The sequence below is a fragment of the Microbacterium sp. UBA1097 genome, assembly GCF_002313585.1.
Classification (GTDB): Bacteria; Actinomycetota; Actinomycetes; order Actinomycetales; family Microbacteriaceae; genus Microbacterium.
In genome coordinates this window covers 100,193-122,365 of sequence record NZ_DCBW01000005.1, presented here as the reverse complement: position 1 = coordinate 122,365, position 22,173 = coordinate 100,193, and the positions used below count along the sequence as shown (strand labels likewise).

Sequence of the window (22,173 nt, the reverse complement as noted above, 5' to 3'; positions counted from 1 at the left end):
CGGGCGGCGGAAGAATGGGCCCATGGATGCCGCACCGCGCCCGCTGACCGAAATGCCCGACCCGCAGTACGTCATGGTGGGCGAGGGGTACCGCATCGCCACGTACTCGTGGGGCGATCCCGACGCCGAGACTGTGCTCGCGGTCCACGGGTTCTCGTCGAGCTGCCGCGACAACTGGGTGAACACCGGCTGGGTCCGCGACCTCACTCGCGCCGGATTCCGCGTTCTCGGCGTGGATCAGCGCGGACACGGTGCGAGCGACAAGCCGCACGATCCTCGCGCGTACGAGATGCCCGCGTTCATCGACGACCTCGCAACAGTGCTCGACACGTACCTGATCGACTCCGCGCGCTACCTCGGCTATTCGCTCGGCGCTCGGGTTGGATGGCAGCTCGCTGTCGACCGCCCGCAGCTGGTGAGCCGTGCAGTTCTCGGCGGCATCCCCGACGGCACGCCGCTGGCACGCCTCCAGCTCGACCAGGCGAAGGCGTATGTCGCCGACGGCACTCCGGTGACCGACAAGGTCACCAACAACTACGTGACCCTGGCCGAGCGAGTCCCGGGCAACGATCTGACAGCTCTCGTCGCGCTCGCCGAGGGAATGCGTTTCGGTGAGGACGGCGACCCCGACCCCGACCGGCCTCCGCAACAGCCCGTGCTGTTTGCGACCGGCAGCGAAGACGCGATTCTTCCGCGGTCGCGGCGCCTTGCCGAGGCGACTCCGAACGGCACGTTCGTCGAGATCCCCGACCGGCACCACTTCAACACCCCAGGGTCCCGCGACTTCCGGGCCGCCGGCGTCGAGTTCTTCGCCACGAGTGATTGACTGAGCGCGTGAGCGAGCTTCTCGCGCAGTGGCAGATGATCCCCTTCGAGCACGAGGGGGTACGCCACGACGTCTACTACCGGGGCGACGGGCCGGGAGTCATCCTGGTCCCCGAGTTACCGGGAGCCACCCCCGAGGTGATCGCTCTCGGGGAGCGCCTGGTTGCGGCCGGTTTTCGGGTCGCGATGCCGTCGGTGATCGGCACGCCGGAGCGTCCCATCAGCGGCGGATACATCGCGGGCTCGGCGCTTCGTATGTGCGTCTCGCGGGAGTTCGCGGCCTTCGCGCGCCGCGCCGACCGGCCGATCGCCCATTATCTGCGGGCACTCGCCCGCCAACTGCATGCCGAATGCGGCGGGCCCGGTGTGGGCGTGATCGGGATGTGCTTCTCGGGCGGATTCGCGCTCGCCGCAGCAGCTGACGAGAGCGTGCTGGCCCCGGTGCTTTCGCAGCCGGCGATGCCGCCGCCGATCGGGGCAGGTAAGTCGGCGACGGGTCTGAGCGTTATCGAGGAGGCGGCGGTCAGCCGTCGCGCCGCGGACGGCCTGTGTGCGCTCGGGCTTCGATTCACACAGGACCGCAGCGTGCCACCGGAGCGCTTTGCCGCATTCGAGCGTCTGCTCGGCGACGGATGGCGCGCCTTCGAGATCGATTCGTCACCGGGCAATCCCGACGGCATCCCGGCGAACGCGCACTCGGTACTGACGGATGCCTCGGCAGACGTCCCCGCCCACCCGACCCATCGCGCGAACGAACTCCTGGTCGACTTCCTGCGCGAGCGCCTGACCGGTTAAGGCGTCGAGCCCTCAGATCGCGAGGTCGGCATCCTCCACCAATACCAAACGAGCCAGCACGCGCCGAACGAGCCGGCAGTGCGGGCTGGCTCAGCGGGATCGGGCTTGTTCGCGGGGGTTCGACGGGCGTCAGCCGCCTCCCGCGGGGCGGCGCATCGGTACGTGCGGGATGTCGTCCTCCGAGAACGCCGGACCCGATACCTCGAACCCGAAACGCGCGTACCAGTCAGCGAGCTGAGATTGTGCGTCGAGCACGATCGGCACCCCGGGTGCCAGCTCCTCGCATCGAGCGACGGCGCGACGCATGAGCTCTGCCGCGATGCCGCGCCCGCGGGCTGCGGCGTCAGTGGCAACCCGCCCGATGCGCATCTCGGTCGGGTCCTCGAGGATGCGCAGGGTGGACAGCACCTCATTGCCGTCGCTCGCCCACATCAGCTCCGCGCCGGGCTCGATGTCGCGGCCGTCGAGTTCCGGGTAGGCCGCGCGCTGCTCGACCACGAACACGCGAAGCCGAAGCCACAGCATCCGGTACAGCGTCTCGGGCGGAACACCCGTGGCCGCAGCGCAGTGGTAGGAGACGGGCATGGCCATACCCTAGAGCCTCCCGCAGGATGCGCCGCGGCCCGCACGTCGGCGGCGGGTGGCAGAGTGGATGCATGCAGCAGCGCCCCCTCGGAAGAACTGGCCGTCTCGTCTCGGCAATCGGCCTCGGTACGTGGCAGCTTGGCGCCGACTGGGGCGCGGTCGACGAGGATGACGCGCTGGCGGTGCTCGCAGCATCCGCCGACGCCGGCGTGACGCTCTTCGACACCGCGGACGTGTACGGAGACGGCCGGTCGGAGAAGCTCATCGGCCGCTTCCTCGCTTCGCGACCCGATCACGGCATCACCGTGGCGACGAAGATGGGACGCCGCGTCGACCAACTGCGCGAGAACTACACCGAAGAAGCCTTCCGGGGCTGGACCGAGCGCTCCCGTGAGAACCTCGGCGTCGACACCCTCGACCTCGTGCAGCTGCACTGTCCGCCTACCGACGTCATCGCTGCCGACGACCTCTTCGATGCGCTCGACCGGCTCGTCGAAGACGGCCTCATCGCCGCTTACGGCGTATCGGTGGAGACGTGCGAGCAGGCGCTCGCCGCCATTGCGCGCCCGGGCGTGACAAACGTGCAGATCATCTTCAATCCCTTCCGACTCAAGCCGCTCGACGAGGTGCTCCCGGCAGCAGCCGCCGCCCAGGTCGCGATCTTCGCGCGGGTGCCGCTGGCCTCCGGGCTGCTCTCGGGCAAGTACACGACGGCCACGACATTCGCCAGCGATGACCACCGCTCGTACAACCGTCACGGCGAGGCGTTCGACCGCGGCGAGACGTTCTCGGGCGTCGACTTCGAGGTCGGGATCGCCGCGGCATCCGAGCTGGCTGCCGCGCTGCCCGAGGGAGTCTCACTTCCCGCAGCGAGCCTGGCCTGGATCGCCGCCCAGCCCGGCATCACCTCTGTGATCCCCGGCGCACGGACGCCTCAGCAGGCTGAGGCCAACGCTGCCGCAGGGGCTCTGCTCGAGCCCGGCGCGTTCGATCTCGAAGGGTTCGACGCGGCGGTTCACGGGGTTTACGACCGTCACCTGCGCGACGCGATCCATCCCCTGTGGTGACCCAGCGCCCCCGTCGGTGCATGGCCGCGGGGTGAGCGCGAAGCCCGGGCCCGCCGATCAGGCATGCCGCGACGAATAGACTTGAGTGTTGTGACCAGCGCTGCACCCCTCCGCACCCTCGAGGTGAGGCATCTTCAGTTGGCGCGAGCCTTCTTCGCCGCGCTGGCGGCTGTCATGATCACCTTCTCCCCCGATCATTCCGCTGCCGTCGGCCTCGCCGTGTTCAGTGGCTTCGCGATCGCGACGGGTCTGGTGTGGTTCGCCGCGGTGTGGCTGATCTTCCCGAAGGGCGACCGGTGGGCAGCGGTGCTGCTCGGCATTCTCGCTCTCCTCGCCGGAATGGCAACCGGGATGCCGGGCCTTCGAACCGACACGATGTTCTTCGTCGCCGTGATCGCTTGGGCTGTGCTCAGCGGCATCGTCGAACTCGTCGCGGGTATCCGAGCGCGACGGATGACACACCTGACGCGCTCGCAGAGTCGCGACGCGATCTTCGTCGGTGCCCTGGGCATCCTGCTCGGACTGGGGCTCGTCGCGGTGCCGGTGCAGTACGCCCTCACCTACACGATCGAAGAAGCAGGACAGACTTTCACCCTGACCGGAATCACCATCGCCGTCGGCATTTTCGGTGGTTACGCCGCGATCGTCGCCGTGTACCTCGGAATTGCTGCGTTCTCGCCGCGCCAGACGGATGCCGAGGCCGCGGCGGCGGTCACCGAAGCGACGGCCGAGAGGAAGCCATGACCGACAAGCCCTCGCGCCGGGAGATCATGCGCCCCGTCCAGCTCTTGGGGCTCGCCTTCGCTGCGGCCCTCTTCGCGGGAATCGTGACGCTCGTCTCGATGGGGTTCTTCCAGCAGATTCCCGCCGAAGACGTGCAGAACGCTTTGGTCGTTGCGCTCATCGTCGCGGGAGTGACCTTTGTGGTCACCCTCGTCGCGCTCGCACTCCTGCTGCTGGCGATCGACCCCGCGCAGGTGACCAAGACCATTGATCGGCCCGTGCTGCTGGACGACGAGCCCGACGGTGACGCGGCATCGGCGACCGCGCCCGATGACCGCGAGGCCGGCGGCTCCTCAGCACCAACCGCCTGAAGCTCAGCCGGGGCTCACTCGATCTCGGAGACGAGGTCCGATGCGAGACCCGTGTATGACGCCGGCGTGAGGGCGAGCAGGCGCTCCTTCGCGGCATCCCCGATGTCGAGACCGCGCACGAACTCCGCGAGCTCGGCGACGCCAACGCGCCGCCCCCGTGTGAGGTCCTTCAGCAGCGCGTAGGGGTCGCTGATCTGCGAGCGTCCGGCCACGATCTCAGCGCGCACCACGGTCTGGATCGCCTCGGCCAGGACCTCCCAGTTACCCTCGAGGTCGGCATCCAGCGCGGCTTGCGCGAGCGAGATCTCGGTGAGTCCCCGGGCGAGGTTGTCGAGCGCGAGCAGTGAGTGCCCCAGGGCGACGCCGATATTGCGCTGCGTCGTGGAATCGGTGAGGTCCCGCTGCAGCCGCGAGGTGACGAGTGTTTGCGCCAGCGTGGCCAGCAGCCCACCCGAGATCTCGAGGTTCGCCTCGGCGTTCTCGAAGCGGATCGGGTTGATCTTGTGCGGCATCGTCGACGAGCCGGTCGCGCCGGCCACCGGGATCTGCGAGAAGTACCCGAGCGAGATGTAGGTCCAGACATCGGTCGCGAGATTGTGCAGGATGCCGCCCGCGTGCCGGATCCGGTCGTAGAGCTCGACCTGCCAGTCGTGCGACTCGATCTGGGTCGTCAGGACGTTGAACCCGATCCCGAGCGACTCGATGAACTCGCGCGAGAGGGCCGGCCAGTCGGTGTCGGGCTCAGCGGCGAGGTGGGCTGACCAGGTTCCGGTGGCGCCCGAGAACTTCGCGAGGAACTCGGATGCCGCGATCTGCCGCTCGACCCGCTCGAGTCGCCACACGAAGACGGCGAGCTCCTTGCCCATCGTTGTGGGGGTCGCCGGCTGCCCATGGGTGCGCGAGAGCATGGGAGCGTCCCGGTGCTCGTGGGCGAGGGCGGCGAGCCGGTCGATCACGACGCGGAGTCGGGGCAGCCAGACCTGGACGACGGCGCGCTGCACCGTGAGTGCGTAGGAGGCCGAGTTGATGTCCTCGCTCGTGCACGCGAAGTGGGTCAGTTCGGCGATCTGCTCGAGTCCGAGCTCGCTGAGCCGGTCGCGAACGAGGTACTCGACGGCCTTCACGTCGTGGCGGGTCACTGACTCTTTCTCGGCGAGCCACGCGATCTCGTCGGCGCCGAAGCCGCGGTACAGCGCGCGAAGGCGCTCCTTCTGCGTCTCCTCGAGCGGTGCTGTGCCGAACAGGGAACGGCCGGTGAGGGCGATCAGCCACTCGACCTCGACCTCGACGCGGGCACGGTTGAGGCCGGCCTCCGAGAGATAGTCGCTCAGGGGTGCCACCGCGGCGCGGTACCGTCCGTCGAGGGGACTCAGCGGCTGATCGCCGAACGAGCTGGCGTCGTGCTCACGGGGCAGGGAGGTCACGGTACTCCTGTCGGATCTGCGGTCCGGGCTCCCGTCGCGCCGGGCGATGATCGCCTCAGGGCGCGGGGCGAAGCGCCGGCTCCAGCTGGCGGAAGAGTGCGCGGCTGGCGTTCTCGATCATACCGAGCACCTCGTCGAACATCGCCTCGTCGGCGTAGTACGGGTCGGGCACATCGAGGGTCGGGGCCGCGGCATCGAACGACATGAGCAGAGAGATCTTGTCGGCATCCGCGTCCGAGTGTGCCCAGCCGCGCAGGATCCGCTCATGGCTGCGATCGAGGGCAAGCACCAGGTCGCTGCGAGCGAAATCGGCTCTGCCGAACTGCCGTGCGCGATGGCGCGCGCCGTCGTAGCCGCGCCGGGCCAGCGCCTCGATGGTGCGTTCATCGGCGCGCTCGCCGACATGCCAGTCTCCGGTGCCGGCGCTGGTGGAGAGCACGCGGTCGCCGACGCCCGCACTGTCGGCCAGGGCGCGGAACACGACCTCGGCCATGGGAGACCGGCAGATGTTGCCGGTGCAGACGAAGACGACGCGAAACGGCTCGACGGCGTTCGCAGTCATGCGTTCATTCATACCCCTCCTGCCCGGCGATCGCATCAGTTCGTCGCCTCCTCCCCGGTTTCGCCGGGGGCCGAACCGTCGACAATACGTGACGGATGCCGCATCCCGCGCCCCGAGGGTCAGCGACCGTGGACGAATGGATGAGCTGTGTGCGTCACCGGCGGCCGGTGCCGTGCGGGCACAGCTCGCGGCGCTCGCGTCGTGGGCTGACGACCTCGCTGCCGACGCCGAGGCGATCGCGCGGGTCAGTGGCTGGGAGACGCCGGCCGTCGCCGAGTTCCAGACCGAGATGGCGGAGCTTGTGGCCGCGCTGCGCGGCCTGCGAGAGCGCGCCCTCGATCTGCGCGCCGACGTCGGAGCGCCGCATCCGTGGTCCATCGCGGGCGGGTACCCCGGCTTCGGTCTGGCCGGAGCTGGGGCGTGAGCGATCTGGAGATCCGCAGCGGCGGTGCGATCGCCGTCGACACCGAGCTGTTGCGAGCGGTCGCCGCGCGGTTGCGCGAGTTCGGCATCCGTCTGGGCGAATTCGCGGACCGGGCGCGCTGGGTGGCAACGGATGCCGCAGCCACCGCGACCCGGTTCGGCATTGACCTCGAGGCGCGGTGGCTCGCAAGCGGCGCTGACCGGGCTGCGGAGCAACCGGCGGCGCTCGCGGCAGCCCTCGACGGGCTCGCTGCAGCGTATGAGCTCATCGAACTGCGGGCGCAGCACGCGGCAGCGGCCGCCGCCGGCGATGCCGATGCGGCGCGAGCGATCGAGTCGCGGATGGCGTTGCTTGAGCAGGAGTACCCGGACGCCGCGCGCGCTGCCGACACCGCGGTGCGCGGGTGGCGCAGCGGCGGTCCGATCGAGATGGCCCGCCAGGCTGCGGCTGCGACGTGGTGGATTCCCGGGATGGCCCTTCCCCTGGCCGTCGGCACCGGTGTGCTCTGGGGTGGGGTGGCGCTCGCGGGTTTCGGCCGGATGTCGCGGGCGCCGGTCTCGCCGGGCGCTCCGGCGGCGGATGCCGCGGCCACGGCGCCCTCGACATCAGTGCCCGGGCATCGCGGCGGGACCCGGCACCCGCCCACGGCACCTCCAGCCACGCCGCCCGGAGCCCCTACCGCGCCGACTACCGTGCGCGCAGTAGCCCCAACCCCCTCATCAGCGTTGGCATCGGGGCCGTTGACGGGTTTGGCGGATGCCGCCCGCCGCGTGCCCGGCGCCGCTGAGGCCCGGGTGCGCGTCGAGCGTTACGCGATGCCCGGCGGTGGGTCGCAGGCGGCCGTCTACATCGCCGGGACACAGACCATCTCCGGCGGCTCGGGCGACCCGTTCGACATGCGCTCGAACCTCGAGCTGTACGGGGGTGAGAGATCGGCGTCCCTCGAGTCCGTCGAACTCGCCCTCCGCGAGGCAGGCGTGGCTCCCGGCGAGCCGGTCCACGTCTTCGGCCACTCGCAGGGAGCGATGCTCGCTTCTGCTCTCGCGATGGAGGGCACCTACGACGTGCAGACCCTCGTCACCTACGGCTCACCCGTCGAGGCAGCAGTGCCCGACAGCGTGCTCAGCGTCGGCATCCGTCACACCGACGATCCCGTCGCGGGGCTCGCCGGCGCTGGTCACGCCGAGACGGTGGGCGCGCCGGGAAGTTTCGTTGCGGAGCGGGTGGCCGACCCGACAGGCGGCGTGCAAGACCTGACCCTGGCAGCGCACGGCATCGAGCGGTACGCCGAGACGGCGGCGATGGTGGATGCCTCGAGTGACCCCCGCACTGCGGCGCTGCGGGAACTGTGGCGTGACCTCGGGTCGGCCGAGAGCGTGACCGTCACCGAATACGCCGCCGATCGAGGCGGCAACTGAGGCCGACTCAGTCGTTGTTGCGGCGGGGCCGGAGGAGGATCCCGATGAACCAGTTGATGATCGAGATCAGAAGGGCCGCGACCACACCCCACCAGAAGTCCTCGACTCGCAGACCCCAGTCCCACCACTGCGTGAACCAGGCGGTCAGCCACAGCAGGAAGCCGTTGATCACCAGCGAGATGAGCCCGAGCGTCAGGATGTAGATCGGGAAGGCGAGCACCTTGATTACCGTGCCGATGATGGTGTTCACAAGCGCGAAGATGAGCGCCACCAGCAGCAGCGTCAGCACCAACTGCAGCGTCTCCCCCGGTGCGAACGGGATGACAGTGACCCCGAGGGCAGGGATCAGGGTGACGATCCAGATCGAGAACGCGTTCACGACGATGCGGACGAGGAAACTCATGCCCGCAGTCTTTCACGAGGGTGCAGACAGGTAACAGCCCGGTCGCGCACTCGGGCCGGTCCTGAAACCGCCCCGGTCCTAAACTCATGGAGTGACCGAACCCGACCCGATCCCCGTTCGCGTACGCCCCGCGATCGCGGCCCTGCCCCCCTACAAGCAGGGCCGACAGGCGGCGCCAGACGCGTTCAAGCTCTCGAGCAACGAGAACCCGTACGACCCGCTCCCTGGCGTGATCGACGCGATGCGCGCGGTAACAGCGGTCAACCGCTACCCCGACGCGAGCGCTGCGCGGCTGCGGGATCGGATCGCCGCCGACTACGGCGTGAGCCCCGACGCCGTGCACATCGGCGCCGGAAGCGTCTCGCTCATCGCGCAACTCATCTCGGCGACCGCAGGTCCCGGCGACGAGGTGATCTACGCGTGGCGCTCATTCGAGGCCTACCCGTCGCTGGTCGAGGTGTCGGGCGCGGCATCAGTGAGTGTGCCGCTCACCGCCGACGCGCGCCACGATCTCGCCGCGATGGCGGATGCTGTCACCGACCGCACCCGCACGATTCTGGTGTGCAGCCCCAACAACCCCACCGGTCCGGTGGTCACGCAATCCGAGTTCGACGACTTCGTCGCCCGGGTGCCTCGCGACGTGCTGATCGTGCTCGACGAGGCGTACGCGGAGTTCGTCACGGCCCCGGATGCCGTCGACGGCGTGCGGGTGCTGCAGGCCGGGCATCCGAATGTCGTCGTGCTGCGCACCTTCTCGAAGGCTTACGGTCTCGCGGGACTCCGCGTCGGCTACGGCATCGGTCACCCGCGGGTATTGGATGCCGCGCGCAGCACCGCCATCCCGCTCTCTGTCACCGCCCACGCTGAAGAGGCGGCCCTGGCGAGCCTCGACGCACGCGACGAGCTGCTCGAGCGGGTAGCCGAGATCGCCAAGCGCCGCGATGCGCTCGCGGCAGGCCTGCGGAACCAGGGATGGCGCGTCCCCGAGGCCCAGGGAAACTTCGTGTGGCTTGCCACCGGACCCGACACGCTGGCTGTGGCCGACGCCTTCCATGACGGCGGAATCGTCGTCCGGCCCTTCGCGGGAGAGGGTGTTCGCATATCCGTCGGAGAGCATGAGTCTGTGGACAGAGTGCTACGGATCGCGGGTTCCGTTGTAGAGGACCTCCCGGAAGGGCACCCCGCACGCGGGTAGCGTAGGGACCGTGACCCAGCCAGAAGAACCTGAGCTCGTCCGCATCCTCGCCGCTGACGGCTCCCTCGCGCCCAATCCGGCAGCCGAGCCGTACCTCGAGCTCGTGAACGCGCTCGCCGACTCCGACCTCGAGATGCTGTACCGCGACATGGTCGTCATCCGTGCGATCGACCGGCAGGCAACCAACCTCCAGCGCCAGGGACAGCTCGCACTCTGGCCCCCGAGCCTCGGACAGGAGGCAGCACAGGTCGGTTCGGCCCGCGCCGCCCGCGCGCAGGATCACCTCTTCCCCTCCTATCGCGAGCACGTCGTCACCCGAATCCGGGGCGTGGATCCGATCGGGATCATCAAGCTCATGCGCGGACTCTCGCACGGCGGATGGGACCCGACAGACCCGGCCAACGGCAACACCCACATCTACACGCTGGTGCTCGGGGCCCAGACGCTGCACGCCACGGGCTACGGCATGGGCCTGGTCTTCGACGGACGCTGTGGCACCGGCGACCTAGAGCGTGACGAAGCCGTCATCGTCTACTACGGCGACGGCGCCTCCAGCCAGGGTGATGTGCACGAGGCAATGGTCTTCGCTGCCAGTTACCGCACGCCCGAAGTCTTCTTCCTGCAGAACAATCAGTGGGCCATTTCGGTGCCGGTCGCGACCCAGTCCCGCACGCCGCTCGTGCGGCGCGGAGAGGGGTACGGGATGCCGAGCATCCGCATCGACGGCAACGACGTACTCGCCAGCTACGCCGTCACCCGGCGTGCCCTCGACGAGGCGCGGAGCGGCGAAGGGCCCCGTGCGATCGAGGCGATGACCTACCGCGTCGGTGCCCACACCACCAGTGACGACCCGACCAAGTACCGCACCTCCGACGAGGAGCAGTTGTGGGCTCAGCGCGACCCGATCGCACGAATGCGGGCCTTCCTCGAGCATCGCGGAGCCCCCTTCACGCTCTTCGACGAGGTGGATGCCGAGGCCGCAGCCGCTGCCGATGATCTGCGCGTGCGCACGAATGAGCTCGGCGGACTGGAGCGCGACGCGATGTTCGCTCACGTCTACAGTGACCCGCACCCGCTCATGGACGAGCAGCGCCGCTGGCTCGCCGAGTATGAGGCATCCTTCGAGGGAGGCACCCGATGACCACCGTCTCGACCTCCACCGGCCAGGCTTCCGCGGCCGCCGCGGCTCCGGCATCCGGGCCCATGCCCTTGGGGCGCGCGCTCAACGCCGGTATGCGGCAGGCGTTGGCAACGAACGACCGCGTCCTGCTCATGGGTGAAGACATCGGTCGTCTCGGCGGCGTGTTCCGGGTGACCGAGGGGCTGCAGGCAGAATTCGGCGAGCAGCGGGTGCTCGACACGCCCCTTGCCGAGTCCGGCATCGTCGGTACCGCGATCGGGCTGGCCATGGCCGGGTTCCGCCCGGTGTGCGAGATCCAGTTCGACGGGTTCGTGTTCCCGGCGTTCGATCAGATCACCTCGCAGCTGGCGAAGATGACCAACCGCCTCGAGGGGGCAGTGTCGATGCCGGTCGTCATTCGCATCCCCTACGGCGGGCACATCGGCGCGATCGAGCACCACCAGGAGAGCCCCGAGGCCTACTTCACGCACACCCCGGGCCTGCGGGTTGTGAGCCCCGCCACCGCGGGAGACGCGTACTGGATGATCCAGGAGGCGATCGCCTCCAACGACCCAGTGATTTTCCTTGAGCCCAAGAGCGCGTACTGGCAGAAGGGCGAGGTGGACACGACTGCCCCTGCCCTGCCACTTCACGCCTCCCGCATCGTCCGCCGCGGCACCGACGTCACCCTTGTCGGCCACGGCGCCATGGTCGGCACACTGCTGCAGGCAGCGGCTCTCGCCGAGTCCGAGGGCACGAGCTGTGAGGTCGTCGACCTGCGTTCGCTCTCACCGGTCGACTACGGTCCGATCCTCGACTCCGTGCGCCGCACCGGCCGCATGGTCTATGCACAGGAGGCCCCGGGCTTCACGAGCCTGGGCAGCGAGATCGCCGCTACCGTGACCGAGCGCGCGTTCTTCTCGCTCGAGGCGCCGGTGCTGCGGGTGTCGGCGTTCGACACGCCGTTCCCGCCCGCCAAGCTCGAGGGCACCTACCTCCCGGATGCCGACCGCATCCTCGAGGCCGTCGACCGCGCCCTCGCCTACTGACACCCGATGGCGCTAACTCCTGCAATGTCGGCACGGACACGGCGATACTGAGGCACAGACCACCGAGGTGCAGGAGTTCGTGCACCGCGAAAGGACCGACATGAGCACGCAGACCTTTGTTCTCCCCGATGTGGGGGAGGGCCTGACCGAGGCCGAGATCGTCACCTGGAAGGTCGCGCCCGGCGACGCCGTGCAGGTCAACGACGTGCTCGTCGAGATCGAGACCGCCAAGTCCCTGGTCGAACTGCCCTCGCCGTTTACCGGCACGGTCGGCGAGACGCTCGTCGAGGAGGGCGTGACCGTCGCCGTCGGAACCCCGATCGTGACGATCGAGACGGCTCCCGCCGCATCCGCTCCGCTGTCACAGACCGACGCTCCCGGGGGCGGTGACGCGCAATCTGAGACAGCGGAAGGTGGTGCTGAGGGCGGCGGCGCGGTGCTGGTCGGATACGGGACGGGTGGAGCTGTCACCTCGCGTCGCCGCAAGCCCGCTGAGCGGCCGGTGACGGCATCCGTCGGGGTCATCGCGAAGCCGCCGATCCGCAAGCTCGCGCGCGATCTCGGCGTGGACCTTGCCGCCGTGACCCCTTCGGGTGAGGCCGGCGAAGTCACCCGCGAGGACGTCGTGAAGCACGCGTCGCAGGCAAGCGTCTTCCGCAATATCGAGACTCCCGACTGGCCCGAAGTGCGCGAAGAGACCATCACCGTGACACCGGAAGCGGCACCAGCGCCTCCCGCCCCCAACGGCGTCGCCTCGCCGTTCGCGCAGGCGGCGGGCCGGGTCGAGTCGATCCCGGTCAAGGGTGTGCGCAAGGCCACCTCGACCGCGATGGTGCAGTCGGCGTACTCGGCACCGCACGTGTCGGTGTGGACGGATGTCGACGCGACCCGCACCATGGAGCTCGTCAAGCGACTCAAGGCATCCCCCGACTTCGCCGACGTCAAGGTCTCGCCGCTGCTGATCATGGCGCGCGCCGTCATCTGGGCGGTACGCCGCACGCCGATGGTGAACGCGGCGTGGGTCGACGGTGACGGCGGCGCCCAGATCAGCGTGCGGCACTACGTCAACCTCGGGATCGCTGCGGCCACCCCGCGCGGGCTTCTGGTGCCGAACATCAAGGACGCCCAGGACCTCAACATGCGAGAGCTCGCACGGGCCCTCGAGAAGCTCACCCTCACGGCGCGCGAGGGCAAGACCACGCCTGCCGACCAGCAGGGCGGCACGATCACGATCACCAACATCGGGGTGTTCGGAATGGATGCCGGAACCCCGATCATCAACCCCGGGGAGTCGGGCATCGTCGCGATGGGCACCATCCGGCAGAAGCCCTGGGTCGTGGACGGTGAGGTGCGTCCTCGCTATGTCACCACGGTCTCGGGCTCGTTCGATCACCGCGTCATCGACGGCGACGGGATGAGTCGCTTCATCGCCGACGTCGCGTCGATCCTCGAGGAACCCGCGCTGCTGCTCGACTGACCCGTCGCGCTCGGGAATGCCGGAATGTACCCGCCTCCCGTTTTGATAATGATTCTCACCGCCGTTATCATTGTCGACATGTCAACCCGACGACTTTCCACCCTGCTCGCGCTCGGCGCGGCATCCGCCCTCACGCTCACGGCCTGCGCCGGCACGGGTGGAACGCCGGCGACATCCTCCCCGGCCGAAGCAACCATCGGCGTCGTCGCGTCGACCAACGTCTACGGTCAGATCGCCGAAGAGATCGGGGGTGATGCCGTCACCGTCACCTCGATCATCACGTCGTCGGCTCAGGACCCGCACGAGTTCGAGCCGACGGCCCAGGACCAGCTCACGGTTTCGGAAGCCGATCTCATCATCGAGAACGGCGGCGGATACGACGGCTTCATGGATGCCATGATCGAGGCCAGCGGCACGACGGCGCCCGTCATCACCGCTGCCACCTTCAACCACGACTACCCCGCTGAGGGCGAAGTTGGGGAGGAAGGTCACGACCACGCCGATGAGGACGGTCACGACCACGCGCACATCGAGGGATTCAACGAGCACGTCTGGTACGACCCTCACACCATGGAGCACCTCGCCGAAGCCATCGCTGAGGAGCTCTCGACGCTCGACCCCGACAACGCCGACCTCTTCGAGACCAACGCTGCAGCCTTCATCGACCAGATCGCCGGGCTGGAGGCATCCCTCGACGAGATCTCGGCAGCTCACGCCGGCACCGGAGTCTTCGTCACCGAGCCCGTGCCCGTCTACCTGATCGTGGCAGCCGGGCTCGAGAACCTGACGCCCGAAGCGTTCAGCGAGGCAGTCGAGGAGGGGCAGGACGTGCCCCCCGCAACTCTGCTCGAGGCGCTGGGCATCGTCGAAGACGGCTCCGTCAAGGTCGTCATCGCCAACGCACAGACCGGCGGCGCCGAGACCACGCAGGTCATCGATGCCGCGACTGCGCAGTCAATCCCGGTGCTGGAGTTCACGGAGACCCTCAGGGAGGGCCAGACTTACATCTCGTGGATGCAGCAGAACATCGCGGAGCTCGCGGACGCGCTCGACGCGTGAGCTCCAGCGCGACCTCGGACGCCCAGCCGCCGCTCCGCATCCGCGGAGCGGCGCTGCGCCGTGGCGAGCGGGAACTGTGGGCCGGGCTCGACCTCGACGTCGAACCCGGCGAGTTCATCGCGGTTCTCGGACCCAGCGGGTCGGGCAAGACGACGCTGCTGCGCGCCATCCTCGGCCTCGAACACCTGAGCGCGGGGACCATCGAGACCAGCGGCCGCCGGGTTGAGCATCGGGGCAACCGGCACATCGGCTACGTTCCTCAGCAGCGTCCCCTGCCGCCCGAGACCGCGCTGCGCGGTCGTGACCTGGTGACCCTCGGTGTCACCGGTCACAAGTTCGGGTTCAGCCTCCCCCGCCGCAGTGAGCGCGACCGGGTCGACGCGCTGGTGGCAGACGTCGGCGCCGAGGGGTTCGCCGACCGGCCCGTCGGCGAACTCTCCGGCGGCGAGCAGCAGCGGCTGCGCATCGGGCAGGCGATCGCCGACGACCCCGACCTGCTGCTGTGCGACGAGCCGCTCACGAGCCTTGATCTTGCCAACCAGCAAGCGATCGTGGCGCTCATCGACCGGCATCGCCGCGAGCATGGCACCGGTGTGCTGTTCGTCACCCATGACATCAACCCTGTCCTCGACGTCGTTGACCGCATCCTCTACATCGCCGGGGGGCGCTTCACGCTCGGAAAGCCCGATGAGGTCTTGCAGACGAGCGTTCTTAGCGACCTCTACGGCGCTCCCGTCGCCGTGCTGCGGGCCGGCGACAGGCTCGTCGTCGTCGGGGCGCCGGATGCCGAGGTCTCGCACCATCACCACGACGACGGCGACGAACCCGGTGGGGTGCACGCATGAACTGGTCTGACATCGGCGACGCGATGTTCGGGGGGATGGCCGACTACGGCGCGATCCTCGCGCTGGTCTCGAACTCGGTCATCGCGGGGGCAGTGCTGGGCCTGGTCGGCGGCCTCGTCGGCGTCTTCGTGATGCAGCGCGACATGGCTTTCGCCGTCCACGGCATCAGCGAACTCTCCTTCGCGGGAGCCGCATTCGCGCTCCTCATCGGCTGGGATGTCGTGACGGGGTCGATCGTGGGCTCGCTCATCGCCGCCGGGCTCATCGGATGGCTCGGTGCGCGGGCGCGGGACCGTAACTCGTTCATCGGCGTGCTGATGCCGTTCGGCCTCGGCCTCGGCATCCTGTTCCTCTCTCTCTACAGCGGTCGCAGCGCCAACCGGTTCAGCCTGCTGACGGGTCAGATCGTCTCGGTGCAGAACGCGCAGCTCGGGTGGTTGATCGCGATCAGCATCCTGGTTCTGCTCGGACTGCTCTTCATCTGGCGGCCGTTGCGCTTCGACTCGCTTGACCCGCAATCCGCTGCAGCGCGCGGCGTACCGGTCACGGCGGTCTCGCTCGGATTCATGCTGCTGCTCGGGCTGATCGTCGCCGTGGCGATCCACATCATCGGCGCGCTCCTGGTCATGGCCCTGCTCGTGACCCCCGCTGCTGCTGCCATGCGCATCGCATCCGGGCCCTGGAGCGTTCCGCTGCTGGCGGCCGGCTTCGGCTTCGTGTCGGCAGTGGGTGGCATCCTGCTGGCGATCGCCGGAACCCTCCCGGTGAGCCCCTACATCACGACGATCTCGTTCTTGATCTATCTCGTCTGCCGCCTCGTCGGCGGTCGGCGCGGTCGGGTGACTCGGGCGCGGTTCGCGTGAGGGCTCCCACGCGCTCCCAGCCGGCGCCGAAGGTAGGTCGATAGACTCCCGGCCATGGCGCAACGCAATACCTGGCAGCGCGAACGCGTGCGCACGGCGCTGGGCCATGCCCCCGGCTTCATCAGTGCCCAGTCACTTCACGCCGTTCTTCGTGATGAAGACACGGGGATCGGCCTCGCGACGGTCTACCGCGCCCTGGCAAGTCTCGCCGATGAGGGCGCGGCCGACACGCTGCACGGACCCGACGGCGAAAGCCTCTACCGTGCGTGCGAGACCTCGGGGCATCACCATCACCTGATCTGTCGGTCCTGCGGCGCGACCGTGGAGATCGCAGCGACCCCCGTCGAGCAGTGGGCCCGGTCGGTTGCGCAGCAGCACGGCTACACGGATGCCGAGCATGTCGTCGACATCTTCGGGCGCTGCCCCGAGTGCACGGCGCGCGCCCGCGCGGCATCCGGCGACGGGAACCGTGCGCGCTGACGCTCCGGCGACCGAAGGCGTCCGCTCCGAGGGTGCGACCCCGGGAGTACGGGCGGGAGTCGGCGTCGGAATCGGCATCCTCTTCATCGCGCTTCTTGTCGCGATTGATGCCCTCGCGCCCTCACTGTTCGCCTCACCGCTATCGACTCGCGCCCAGGATGGGCTGACCCTCGCGATCAGCGTTCTCATCGAGTCGCTCCCGTTCGTGGTGCTCGGGGTGGTGCTGTCGATCGTCGTGCAGGTGTGGATCCCGCCAGGAGTGCTCGAGCGATGGATGCCACGCACCCCGTGGCTGCGACGCGGCGTGCTGTCCCTGCTCGGCATGTTCATTCCCGTGTGCGAGTGCGGCAACGTCCCGTTCGCCCGTGGCCTGCTGATGCGCGGGTTCACGGTGCCCGAGACCCTCACCTTCCTCATCGCGGCACCCATCGTGAACCCCATCGTGATCATCACGACGCACCAGGCGTTCGGGTTCAGCGACGGCATCCTGGTGGCGCGCCTGGTGGGCGGTTTCCTGATCGCAAACCTCCTCGGCTGGCTGTACAGCCGGCATCCGAGCCCCGACGCGCTGCTGACCGACCGGTTCCGCGACACGTGCGGGCTCGTGACTCACGAGCCCGGCGGCAAGGGGCGCCGGAGCCTTGCCCAATTGGTCGTCGAGCTGCGCGCCGTCATGCCCGCGCTCATCATCGGATCCGCCATCGCCGGAGCCGTTCAAGTGCTGATCCCGCGGGACGTGCTGTTGGCGATCGGATCGAATCCGGCACTGTCGATCGTCGCCATGATCGCGCTCGCAATGGTCGTCTCGATCTGCTCCAACGTCGACTCGTTCTTCGCGCTGTCGTTCGCCTCGACCTTCACCCCCGGCTCGATCGTGGCGTTCCTTCTTGTCGGCCCGCTGGTGGATGTGAAGATGCTCGCCCTGCTGCGCACGACCTTCACGACCCGCACCCTCGTCGGGATCGTCGTGGTCGTCGTGCTGTCTGCCTTCGCGATGGGGACGGTGGTGAACCTTCTTGCCTAGGCTCAGCTCCCTCGGAACACGCTGGCTCGGTGTCGGGCTCGCCTCAGCCCTCGCCGTCCTCACCATCGGGCTTGCGGTGACGGGGCGACTGTCGCTCTACATCAACCCTGAGTCGGCGTGGTTCGCGGTGGGTATGTCGGTCATCGTTCTGATTGGCGCCATCGCGTCCTTCGCGCTGCCGTTGGGTGCCGAAAACGACCACGGACACGATCACGGTGACACCGGTTCGGCCCATCACACGGATGCCGACCGCGGCCGCGCCGCGACGGAGGGGACCGAGCAGGGCAATGCGCTTGCCCACGCGCGGCATCCGGTCGCCCTGGCCGGCACGGTCGTCGCCGGAGTGCTTGCGAGTGCCGTCGTGGTCGGCGCGCTCGCCCTGCCACCCTCGTCGCTGTCGCCGCAGTTCGCCTCGACGAGCGCCTCGACCACGCCGGTGCTGTTCGGCGGCCGGGATGTCGTCACCCTGGCTTCCACGGGCGATACGGCGACCTTCGGGGTGGGCGAGTGGGCGACGGTGTTCGCGACGGCGACAGACCCGGCATCCTTCGACGGCGACGCCGTCACTCTGACCGGTTTCGTCTCCCCGGGCGATGCCGGGGCCGGCTTCCTGCTGTCGCGGTTCGTCATCACCCACTGCGTCATCGACGCGCAACTGGCCGCGGTGCCGATCGCCTGGGGCGGCGCGGCAGCGCCCGAGGGCGAGTGGGCTACCGTGACGGGCACGGTGCGATCGGACTCCGACGGGCGGCTGCACATCGCTGCCGACTCGGTCGAGACCGTACCCGAGCCCGAGGACCCGTATGAGTACTGACGCGGGCCGACGGCGCGACGCGGCGACGCCGTCGCGCCGACAGCGAGCTGCCCGTCGACGACTGCGGGGATTCGTCCTCGGCTTCGTCGGGGTCGCTGCGGCCATCGGGCTCGTCGGCGCTCTCGGAGCCGCGGCCACCGTTCTCATGGGGCCGCGAGTGACCGCGGTGCAGGTCGACCCGTCAGCTGCCATCGCGGCATCCGGGTCCCGGCTCATCGTGACGACCTCGCAGTCGCTCGCCGACGTCGACCCCACCTCTGTCACGGTGACCCCCGCAACACCGTTCGACATCGACACCTCGGGTCGCAGCATCGGGGTGCGCTTCACGGTTCCGCTCGATGCCGACACCGAGTACACCGTCACGATCGACGGGGTGACCGGAGTGTCGGGGGGTCCGTCATCCACGATCACCGAGACGTTCACCACCCCGCCGAGCGAGGTGTTCCTGCTGCAGCGCGGCACTGTCGATGGCGACACGATCTTCCGCACCGACCTCACCGGTGAAGCCGCCGTCGCCGTGTTCGCCCACCCGCACATCGAGGACTACCGTGCGACCCGCGATCACCTTGTCGTGCTCGTCGATGAAGACGGCGAAAGCGCGCTGATCATGACCGACCTCGACGGGCAGAACCCGGTCGAACTGACACTGCCGGGCAGCGGATATATCGCTGATCTGCAGATCGCTGACCGGGGGGATCGGATTGGATACCTGTTCACCTCGTCGACGGTCGGGACGGGTTCGGGTGACGAATCGGCGCTGTACACGGCATCGCTCGACACCCCGACCGCCGAGCCCGCGAAGGTCGTCGTCGCGGGCGCCGACGAGCGCGTCGCGCAATGGTCGTTCGTGCCCGACACCGACAGTGTGTTGCTGGTCGCCTTCGACGGAAACCTGTTGCTGACCGACCCCGAGGGCGAGGCTCCGACCGCTCTCGGTACGGCGCTCGCGATCGATGGCATAGCTCCGGGAACCGCTCAGGCGATCGTCGAGCGCATCGATGGGCTCGTTGTACTCGACCTCCTGACCGGCGAGGAGACGCCGCTGGATGTCGGCACCGACCCGGCGGTGATCGGCAGCGTCATGCCCCTCCCGCGCGGTGGGACGCTGCGTACGACGTTCCCGATCGCCGAGACCGGCCTGCCGACTGGCGCGACATCCGTCGTCCTCGTCGATGACACCGGGGCGTCGAGGGAGGTGTTCTCGGCGCCGGACACCGACGCCGTCCTGCAGACGTGCGTGTCGCCGAGCGGTCAATACGCGGCGATGCTCGTGGCGCCGGACCTGGCATCCAACCCGTACGACACCTACCAACTGCCCCTTCCTGCGACCGTCGAGACGCACATCGTCGAACTGCCGCGGGACGAGAGTTCGGAAGCTCGCGAACTCGTGGCGCTCGCTGGCTCGTCGATCTCGTGGTGCCGACAGTCGGTGTCGTGGCGGTGACGGTTCCCGACGGTCTGCGTCCGGCAGCGCGCGACGACCTCTCAGCCCTGCCGGTGGAAGTCGCACCGACACTCCTCGGAGCCCATCTGGTCGTCGAGGTCGGCGGTGAGCGCGTCGTCGCCCGACTCACCGAGGTCGAGGCCTACCACGGCGCCGGAACCGGCGACGTCCCCGACCCCGGATCCCATGCGCGCTCGGGCCGCAGCCCGCGTAACGCCACGATGTGGGGCGAACCGGGTCACCTCTACGTCTACCTCAGTCACGGCATCCATTCGTGCGTCAACGTCGTGTGCGCGCCGGCGGGGGTCGCCGGTGGTGTGTTGCTGCGGGCTGCCGAGATCGTCGAGGGGACTGAGATCGCGACGCGGCGCCGGTTCGCGGCGCGGGAGCCTGGGCCCGTGCGCGACCTTGCACGCGGGCCCGGACGTCTCGGTCAGTGTCTCGGTCTGCGCCACGCCGAGCACGACGGCGTCGACGCCGTCACCGGTGCGGAACAGTCCGGTGCCGTGGCTCTCCTGCTTCTGCGCGAGCAACCGGTGACGTCCGTTGCTACCGGTCCTCGGGTCGGGGTCGCCGGAGTCGCGGGCACTGACGCCTACCCGTGGCGGTTCTGGATCCCGGGCGACCCCACGGTCTCGGCCTTCCGCTGGGGGCGGGGAGCGCAAGGGGCGCGCGCAGCCGCCGTGCTAGACTGACTCTTTGTCTGCGCGCACTCCAGCACGCAGTTCGTACCCTTCCCTCATCATCCGGCCGGAAACGGCCTGTCGAGTGCGGGGTGCAGACAAGGGATCTTGGGTGGCACCGTCCGGTGTCACGGTACAGAAGGAGACATCACCATGGCTGCAGTGTGCCAGGTGACTGGAGCGGTTCCCGGCTTCGGTCACAACATCTCGCACTCGCACCGCCGGACGAAGCGCCGCTTCGACCCGAACGTGCAGAAGAAGACCTACTACGTGCCCTCGCTCGGTCGTAAGGTCACCCTGAACGTGTCCGCCAAGGGCATCAAGGTGATCGACGCGCGCGGCATCGAGTCGGTTGTGAAGGACCTCATCGCGAAGGGTGTGAAGCTCTAATGGCGAAGAAGGCTCAGGACGTTCGTCCGATCATCAAGCTGCGCTCGACCGCCGGCACGGGGTACACCTACGTGACGCGCAAGAACCGCCGCAACAACCCTGACCGCATCGTTCTCAAGAAGTACGACCCGGTCATCCGCAAGCACGTCGAATTCCGAGAGGAGCGCTGATCCATGGCTAAGAAGAGCAAGATCGCGCGCAACAAGCAGCGCCAGGAGGTCGTGGACCGCTACGCCGCCAAGCGCCTCGAGCTCAAGAAGCAGCTCGTGGACCCGAACGCGACCGACGAGCAGCGCGAAGCCGCTCGCGTCGGCCTGCAGAAGCTTCCCCGCAACGCGTCGCCGGTGCGTCTGCGCAGCCGTGACGCGATCGACGGTCGCCCCCGCGGCGTGCTGACCAAGTTCGGCATCTCGCGTGTGCGTTTCCGCGACATGGCCCACCGTGGCGAGCTGCCCGGTGTGACCAAGTCGAGCTGGTAAGCCAGCCCGCGAACAAGCACTGTCGAGCTGGTAAGCCAGCCCGCGAACAAGCACTGTCGAGCTGGTGAGCCAGCCCGCGAACGCAAGGCCCGGCATCCTCACGGATGTCGGGCCTTGCGCGTTCCTTCGCTCTGGCGTTCCCCCGCTCGGCGAGAGGGGGGCGGACAGTCACGGGAGTCACACGCGTCACTTCCGTGACGCGACACGCCGCGAATCGGACGCCGATGCCCGCGAAATCCGCGGAATTCCGGGGTTCGTGGGTATATTCGAGGTCGGTCGGCAAGAGACCAGCCGGGAGCCACCTAGCTTTCGGTCCATGCACGAGGGCGGGGACTTCACCGCCTTGGAGGACAACCACAATGGCTGAAAAGTCCATCACCAAGACCGAGCTCGTCGCGAGCATCGCAAGCGCGACCGGTCAGAGCCAGGCCACCGTTTCGGGCGTCGTCGACGCGCTGTTCACCACTGTCGCCGAGGCCGTCGCCAAGGGCAGCAAGGTGTCGATCCCGGGCTGGGTCTCGTTCGAGCAGGTCGCCACCTCCGCTCGTACGGGCCGCAACCCGCAGACCGGTGAGGAGATCAAGATCCCCGCCGGCAAGCGCGTGAAGGTCTCGGCCGGCGCCAAGCTCAAGGCTGCCGCCAAGTAAGACCTAT

General features: G+C 68.7%; 27 protein-coding genes. 23 read left to right on the top strand and 4 right to left on the bottom strand.

All coding sequences use genetic code 11. The annotated features are described in order from the left end of the window. Positions 1-22 precede the first annotated feature (22 nt). Both B4F19_RS00970 and B4F19_RS00965 read left to right on the top strand, forming a co-directional pair. Positions 23-826, top strand: a complete 804-nt coding sequence (locus tag B4F19_RS00970; RefSeq protein ID WP_228179398.1) for an alpha/beta fold hydrolase — start codon at positions 23-25, stop codon at positions 824-826. Between the two features lie 8 nt (positions 827-834). Then, the gene (locus B4F19_RS00965; RefSeq protein ID WP_292726804.1) at positions 835-1,620 is read left to right on the top strand and encodes a dienelactone hydrolase family protein; all 786 of its coding nucleotides are present in this window, start codon (positions 835-837) and stop codon (positions 1,618-1,620) included. A gap of 129 nt (positions 1,621-1,749) precedes the next feature. Here B4F19_RS00965 and B4F19_RS00960 read toward each other — a convergent pair whose 3' ends face one another. Further along, positions 1,750-2,205 carry a GNAT family N-acetyltransferase gene (locus B4F19_RS00960; RefSeq protein ID WP_292732297.1) on the bottom strand — a complete coding sequence of 152 codons (456 nt, stop codon included), beginning with the start codon at positions 2,203-2,205 and terminating at the stop codon, positions 1,750-1,752. 71 nt (positions 2,206-2,276) lie between these two features. On the opposite strand from B4F19_RS00960, the gene B4F19_RS00955 reads away from it, so the two are divergent. The 3 genes from B4F19_RS00955 to B4F19_RS00945 all read left to right on the top strand — a co-directional run bounded on the left by B4F19_RS00955 (position 2,277) and on the right by B4F19_RS00945 (position 4,366). Next, positions 2,277-3,272: an aldo/keto reductase gene (locus B4F19_RS00955; protein WP_292732295.1), complete on the top strand. Its 996-nt coding sequence runs from the start codon at positions 2,277-2,279 to the stop codon at positions 3,270-3,272. 90 nt (positions 3,273-3,362) lie between these two features. Next, positions 3,363-4,016, top strand: coding sequence for an acyl-CoA synthetase (locus tag B4F19_RS00950; RefSeq protein WP_292732293.1), 654 nt, complete (start codon positions 3,363-3,365; stop codon positions 4,014-4,016). Then, entirely contained in the window at positions 4,013-4,366 is a 354-nt protein-coding gene (locus B4F19_RS00945; protein WP_228179482.1) for an amino acid transporter, read from the top strand. The genes B4F19_RS00950 and B4F19_RS00945 overlap by 4 nt, the downstream gene beginning before the upstream one ends. A 14-nt stretch (positions 4,367-4,380) precedes the next feature. Here the strand turns inward: B4F19_RS00945 and purB are convergent, their stop codons facing one another. Continuing rightward, positions 4,381-5,790: an adenylosuccinate lyase gene (purB, locus tag B4F19_RS00940; protein WP_292732291.1), complete on the bottom strand. Its 1,410-nt coding sequence runs from the start codon at positions 5,788-5,790 to the stop codon at positions 4,381-4,383. Positions 5,791-5,845: 55 nt separating this feature from the next. Next, positions 5,846-6,352 carry a low molecular weight protein-tyrosine-phosphatase gene (locus tag B4F19_RS00935; protein WP_292732289.1) on the bottom strand — a complete coding sequence of 169 codons (507 nt, stop codon included), beginning with the start codon at positions 6,350-6,352 and terminating at the stop codon, positions 5,846-5,848. A 136-nt stretch (positions 6,353-6,488) separates the two neighbouring features. Here B4F19_RS00935 and B4F19_RS00930 point away from each other — a divergent pair, with 136 nt between their 5' ends. Both B4F19_RS00930 and B4F19_RS00925 read left to right on the top strand, forming a co-directional pair. Then, positions 6,489-6,776: a hypothetical protein gene (locus B4F19_RS00930; RefSeq protein WP_228179485.1), complete on the top strand. Its 288-nt coding sequence runs from the start codon at positions 6,489-6,491 to the stop codon at positions 6,774-6,776. Next, positions 6,773-8,194: an alpha/beta hydrolase gene (locus B4F19_RS00925; protein ID WP_292732271.1), complete on the top strand. Its 1,422-nt coding sequence runs from the start codon at positions 6,773-6,775 to the stop codon at positions 8,192-8,194. Before B4F19_RS00930 ends, B4F19_RS00925 begins: the two co-directional genes overlap by 4 nt. A 7-nt stretch (positions 8,195-8,201) precedes the next feature. On the opposite strand, the gene B4F19_RS00920 is transcribed toward B4F19_RS00925, so the two are convergent. Continuing rightward, the gene (locus tag B4F19_RS00920; RefSeq protein ID WP_292726798.1) at positions 8,202-8,597 is read right to left on the bottom strand and encodes a phage holin family protein; all 396 of its coding nucleotides are present in this window, start codon (positions 8,595-8,597) and stop codon (positions 8,202-8,204) included. 91 nt (positions 8,598-8,688) lie between these two features. Between B4F19_RS00920 and B4F19_RS00915 the strand changes: the two genes are divergently transcribed. From B4F19_RS00915 to B4F19_RS00840, 16 genes are all read left to right on the top strand, one after another. After that, positions 8,689-9,792 (top strand): histidinol-phosphate transaminase, encoded by a 1,104-nt coding sequence (locus B4F19_RS00915; RefSeq protein ID WP_292732270.1) that lies wholly within the window; start codon positions 8,689-8,691, stop codon positions 9,790-9,792. A gap of 10 nt (positions 9,793-9,802) precedes the next feature. Continuing rightward, positions 9,803-10,933, top strand: coding sequence for a thiamine pyrophosphate-dependent enzyme (locus tag B4F19_RS00910; protein ID WP_292732269.1), 1,131 nt, complete (start codon positions 9,803-9,805; stop codon positions 10,931-10,933). Between the two features lie 62 nt (positions 10,934-10,995). Continuing rightward, positions 10,996-11,961, top strand: a complete 966-nt coding sequence (locus B4F19_RS00905) for an alpha-ketoacid dehydrogenase subunit beta (RefSeq protein ID WP_228179512.1) — start codon at positions 10,996-10,998, stop codon at positions 11,959-11,961. A 100-nt stretch (positions 11,962-12,061) separates the two neighbouring features. Then, positions 12,062-13,438 (top strand): dihydrolipoamide acetyltransferase family protein, encoded by a 1,377-nt coding sequence (locus B4F19_RS00900; protein ID WP_292732268.1) that lies wholly within the window; start codon positions 12,062-12,064, stop codon positions 13,436-13,438. A gap of 78 nt (positions 13,439-13,516) precedes the next feature. Further along, positions 13,517-14,497, top strand: a complete 981-nt coding sequence (locus tag B4F19_RS00895) for a metal ABC transporter solute-binding protein, Zn/Mn family (RefSeq protein WP_292732267.1) — start codon at positions 13,517-13,519, stop codon at positions 14,495-14,497. Next, positions 14,494-15,342, top strand: a complete 849-nt coding sequence (locus B4F19_RS00890; RefSeq protein WP_292732266.1) for a metal ABC transporter ATP-binding protein — start codon at positions 14,494-14,496, stop codon at positions 15,340-15,342. The genes B4F19_RS00895 and B4F19_RS00890 overlap by 4 nt, the downstream gene beginning before the upstream one ends. Next, positions 15,339-16,205 (top strand): metal ABC transporter permease, encoded by an 867-nt coding sequence (locus B4F19_RS00885; RefSeq protein ID WP_292732265.1) that lies wholly within the window; start codon positions 15,339-15,341, stop codon positions 16,203-16,205. The genes B4F19_RS00890 and B4F19_RS00885 overlap by 4 nt, the downstream gene beginning before the upstream one ends. A gap of 54 nt (positions 16,206-16,259) precedes the next feature. Continuing rightward, a complete protein-coding gene (locus B4F19_RS00880) occupies positions 16,260-16,685 on the top strand; it encodes a Fur family transcriptional regulator (protein WP_292732264.1) in 426 nt (141 codons plus the stop codon). Continuing rightward, the gene (locus tag B4F19_RS00875) at positions 16,603-17,709 is read left to right on the top strand and encodes a permease (RefSeq protein ID WP_228179495.1); all 1,107 of its coding nucleotides are present in this window, start codon (positions 16,603-16,605) and stop codon (positions 17,707-17,709) included. Before B4F19_RS00880 ends, B4F19_RS00875 begins: the two co-directional genes overlap by 83 nt. Next, positions 17,702-18,523 (top strand): TIGR03943 family putative permease subunit, encoded by an 822-nt coding sequence (locus B4F19_RS00870; protein ID WP_292732263.1) that lies wholly within the window; start codon positions 17,702-17,704, stop codon positions 18,521-18,523. The genes B4F19_RS00875 and B4F19_RS00870 overlap by 8 nt, the downstream gene beginning before the upstream one ends. Continuing rightward, positions 18,513-19,967, top strand: coding sequence for an Ig-like domain-containing protein (locus tag B4F19_RS00865; RefSeq protein WP_292732262.1), 1,455 nt, complete (start codon positions 18,513-18,515; stop codon positions 19,965-19,967). The genes B4F19_RS00870 and B4F19_RS00865 overlap by 11 nt, the downstream gene beginning before the upstream one ends. Further along, positions 19,964-20,662, top strand: coding sequence for a DNA-3-methyladenine glycosylase (locus tag B4F19_RS00860; protein WP_292732335.1), 699 nt, complete (start codon positions 19,964-19,966; stop codon positions 20,660-20,662). The genes B4F19_RS00865 and B4F19_RS00860 overlap by 4 nt, the downstream gene beginning before the upstream one ends. 141 nt (positions 20,663-20,803) lie before the next feature. Then, entirely contained in the window at positions 20,804-21,040 is a 237-nt protein-coding gene (gene rpmB, locus B4F19_RS00855; RefSeq protein ID WP_228179498.1) for a 50S ribosomal protein L28, read from the top strand. Further along, positions 21,040-21,210, top strand: a complete 171-nt coding sequence (gene rpmG, locus B4F19_RS00850) for a 50S ribosomal protein L33 (RefSeq protein WP_005051772.1) — start codon at positions 21,040-21,042, stop codon at positions 21,208-21,210. The genes rpmB and rpmG overlap by 1 nt, the downstream gene beginning before the upstream one ends. 3 nt (positions 21,211-21,213) lie before the next feature. Further along, positions 21,214-21,519 carry a 30S ribosomal protein S14 gene (rpsN, locus tag B4F19_RS00845; RefSeq protein ID WP_228179499.1) on the top strand — a complete coding sequence of 102 codons (306 nt, stop codon included), beginning with the start codon at positions 21,214-21,216 and terminating at the stop codon, positions 21,517-21,519. Positions 21,520-21,878: 359 nt separating this feature from the next. Further along, complete coding sequence (locus B4F19_RS00840) at positions 21,879-22,166, top strand: HU family DNA-binding protein (protein WP_195692545.1); 288 nt, start codon at positions 21,879-21,881, stop codon at positions 22,164-22,166. The last annotated feature ends 7 nt before the right edge of the window (positions 22,167-22,173 follow it).

Bases quoted from the DNA above. Each gene is read 5' to 3' on its own strand.
- B4F19_RS00935 (WP_292732289.1), bottom strand. From the start codon at position 6,352: ATGACTGCGAACGCCGTCGAGCCGTTTCGCGTCGTCTTCGTCTGCACC.
- B4F19_RS00955 (WP_292732295.1), top strand. From the start codon at position 2,277: ATGCAGCAGCGCCCCCTCGGAAGAACTGGCCGTCTCGTCTCGGCAATC.
- B4F19_RS00970 (WP_228179398.1), top strand. From the start codon at position 23: ATGGATGCCGCACCGCGCCCGCTGACCGAAATGCCCGACCCGCAGTAC.
- B4F19_RS00865 (WP_292732262.1), top strand. From the start codon at position 18,513: ATGAGTACTGACGCGGGCCGACGGCGCGACGCGGCGACGCCGTCGCGC.
- rpmG (WP_005051772.1), top strand. From the start codon at position 21,040: ATGGCGAAGAAGGCTCAGGACGTTCGTCCGATCATCAAGCTGCGCTCG.
- rpsN (WP_228179499.1), top strand. From the start codon at position 21,214: ATGGCTAAGAAGAGCAAGATCGCGCGCAACAAGCAGCGCCAGGAGGTC.
- B4F19_RS00895 (WP_292732267.1), top strand. From the start codon at position 13,517: ATGTCAACCCGACGACTTTCCACCCTGCTCGCGCTCGGCGCGGCATCC.
- B4F19_RS00945 (WP_228179482.1), top strand. From the start codon at position 4,013: ATGACCGACAAGCCCTCGCGCCGGGAGATCATGCGCCCCGTCCAGCTC.
- B4F19_RS00930 (WP_228179485.1), top strand. From the start codon at position 6,489: ATGGATGAGCTGTGTGCGTCACCGGCGGCCGGTGCCGTGCGGGCACAG.
- B4F19_RS00885 (WP_292732265.1), top strand. From the start codon at position 15,339: ATGAACTGGTCTGACATCGGCGACGCGATGTTCGGGGGGATGGCCGAC.
- B4F19_RS00960 (WP_292732297.1), bottom strand. From the start codon at position 2,205: ATGCCCGTCTCCTACCACTGCGCTGCGGCCACGGGTGTTCCGCCCGAG.
- B4F19_RS00880 (WP_292732264.1), top strand. From the start codon at position 16,260: ATGGCGCAACGCAATACCTGGCAGCGCGAACGCGTGCGCACGGCGCTG.
- B4F19_RS00920 (WP_292726798.1), bottom strand. From the start codon at position 8,597: ATGAGTTTCCTCGTCCGCATCGTCGTGAACGCGTTCTCGATCTGGATC.
- B4F19_RS00900 (WP_292732268.1), top strand. From the start codon at position 12,062: ATGAGCACGCAGACCTTTGTTCTCCCCGATGTGGGGGAGGGCCTGACC.
- B4F19_RS00840 (WP_195692545.1), top strand. From the start codon at position 21,879: ATGGCTGAAAAGTCCATCACCAAGACCGAGCTCGTCGCGAGCATCGCA.
- B4F19_RS00875 (WP_228179495.1), top strand. From the start codon at position 16,603: ATGTCGTCGACATCTTCGGGCGCTGCCCCGAGTGCACGGCGCGCGCCC.
- B4F19_RS00905 (WP_228179512.1), top strand. From the start codon at position 10,996: ATGCCCTTGGGGCGCGCGCTCAACGCCGGTATGCGGCAGGCGTTGGCA.
- rpmB (WP_228179498.1), top strand. From the start codon at position 20,804: ATGGCTGCAGTGTGCCAGGTGACTGGAGCGGTTCCCGGCTTCGGTCAC.